At 77.3% G+C, this 2,157-nt stretch carries 1 protein-coding gene and 2 pseudogenes; 1 reads left to right on the top strand and 2 read right to left on the bottom strand.

What is annotated here, in order from left to right; translation table 11 throughout:
* A pseudogene (locus tag BG452_RS33020) lies at positions 1-489 on the top strand (hypothetical protein); the annotation flags it as partial.
* Positions 490-494: 5 nt separating this feature from the next.
* On the opposite strand, the gene BG452_RS33015 reads toward BG452_RS33020, so the two are convergent.
* Together BG452_RS33015 and BG452_RS33010 are read right to left on the bottom strand one after the other, a co-directional pair.
* The gene (locus BG452_RS33015; protein WP_188308027.1) at positions 495-1,286 is read right to left on the bottom strand and encodes an SURF1 family protein; all 792 of its coding nucleotides are present in this window, start codon (positions 1,284-1,286) and stop codon (positions 495-497) included.
* Positions 1,287-1,348: 62 nt separating this feature from the next.
* Positions 1,349-2,157, bottom strand: a pseudogene (locus BG452_RS33010) (hypothetical protein); the annotation flags it as partial.

Below are 2,157 nucleotides of genomic sequence, written 5' to 3'. Positions count from 1 at the left end.
GTACCGGCGCCGGCTCCGGCTCCGACCGCGCCCACCGGCTCGGCGACGAGGGCGAGCGCGGTGGGCGCCGGGTCGTCCGTCGTCCGGGCGGAGTTCGGGCCGGGCGCGAACGGGCCGACCGCGAACGGGCCGGACGCGGACGAGGACCTCGCCGCGCGCAGCGGGTCGCACGGCGGGAGCGGCTCGTCCGGATCCAAGGGCTCCGGGTCCAAGAGCTCCGGGTCCAAGAACTCCGGCTCCAAGGGCTCGTCCGGATCGACCGGCGGCGGCACCACGCACCACCACATCGACCACTACGGCATGACGGGCGGAGCCGCCGGCCGCGGCCACTGCGCCGGCGGGAGCAAGCCGGTGGGTGAGGACGTGGCGTCGCCGTTCGGCGACGATCCGAGCCCGGCCGCCCCGTCGCACTCCCCCGCCCCGGCCCAGGTGCCGGTCGCGACACCGGCCAAGCCGGCGCCCACGCCCACCGGCAAGCCGGCGAAGTAGGCGGGTCAGTCCAGGACCGGGTCCAGTCCCAGGGCCCGGTCCTGCTCCGCCTCCGCCGTCTGGCGCATCAGGCGGAACCACATGAAGACCACGAAGCCCGCGAAGACGAACCACTCCAGGGTGTAGCCCAGGTTCTGGAACGCCCGCAGGGTGAGCCCGTCGCCGCCCTGCGGCTGCACGGTCGGTACGGCGGTCAGCCCGGCGGGCACCTGGTCGGCGGCCACCCAGCCGTCGTACCAGCCGTCGTACGCGAGCACGTTCAGCAGCGCGGCCCGGTTGATCATGCCGAGCTGTCCGGCGGGCAGGCCGCCCGCGACCGCGCCGTTGCTGCCGACCGACTCGTTGGCCTGCAGCCGCCCGGTCACCGTGACCGGCCCGGTGGGCGCGGCCTCGGCGGTGGGGGCGGCGCCGGACGGGTCGCCGGCCGCCCAGCCCCGCACCACGGCGACGGCGTGTCCGTCGGCGGTGCGCAGCGGGGTGAGCACGTAGTAGCCCTGCTTGCCGTCCAGCACCCGGTTGGGGACGAGGAGTTGGTGTTCGGTGTCGTAGCTCCCGGTCACCGTGACGGGCTTGCCGACGGTCTCCGTGCTCACCTGCGGGGTGGCCGGGCCGAGCAGCGCGTCGATCGGCCGGACTTCACTCGAAGCGGTGAGCGACTGCTTGGTCTCCTGGTGGGTGGAGACGCGGTCCTCGAACCGGCCGAGCTGCCAGGAGCCCAGCCAGACGCAGACCGCCACGGCCGCCACGGCCAGGGCGGTGCCGCCCAGCCAGCGCGGAGTCAGGAGGAACCGGTACACACCCCCCACGGTAACCACTCCTCACACCGGGCCGGACCACAGGGTCCGCCGCAGCGGGCCCCTCAGCCCGTCGCGGGCGTCCCGGTGGGCTGGCCGGCGGAGCCGCCCGCCGGCTGCACCCCGCCCCGGTAGAGCGTCCCCCCGCACACGACCGGCAGCGAGGCCGTGGCGGCCACCGGGCTGCCGGGGGCCGGGGTGTGGGCGATGGTGGCGGTGGCCGGGCCGCCGGTGGGCCCGCCGGTCGGGGTGACCGTCGGGCTGGGCGTCGAGGTGGGCCCGGAGGTGGGCGAGGAGCTGGCGGGCGGGTTGGCGCTGGGCGCCGCCGAGACACCGCCGGCCGGGGCGTCGCCCGAGGAGCCGAGCGGGGCCTTGGTGGTCAGGGAGGCCTGGTTGACGCCGTTGGTCGGCGCGGTGGTGGCGCCGCCGGTGGTGCCGCAGCCCTGGTCCGGGATCCACGCGAACGGCACCCGGTACCCGGCCTGGGGGGCGAGCACCGGCGGGTCGGCGTCCATCGCGGGCAGACTGCCCGCCGGGTCGCCGGCCGTGTGGTCGGCGGTGCGGACCCGGCTGCGGTCGGTGCCGGTGACCCCGGTGACGGCCACCGCGCCGGGCCCACCGAGGCGGCAGCTGTGCCCGGAGACGTTGTACACGGTGAAGGAGCCGTAGATCCGGCCCTGAGCGTCCGCCGGGCCGAGCTGCGAGGTGCCCTGGCCGAGGTCCGTCCGTCCGCACAGCGGGACGATCCCGCCGTCCGCGGTGCCGGTGGCCCCGGTGGGGGTGGCGGTGCCGGGGCGGGTGGCGTCCGCGCCGGGGCTGGGTGAGGCGGTGCCGGAGCCCGTCGCGGGGCCGCTGCCCGGGCCGCCGGTGCCCG

It is taken from the genome of Streptomyces sp. CBMA123, from assembly GCF_014596465.1.
In the GTDB taxonomy this organism is placed as follows: Bacteria; Actinomycetota; Actinomycetes; order Streptomycetales; family Streptomycetaceae; genus Kitasatospora.
Note: the sequence above shows the minus strand (reverse complement) of the source record. Positions and strands in the feature narration are given on the sequence as shown.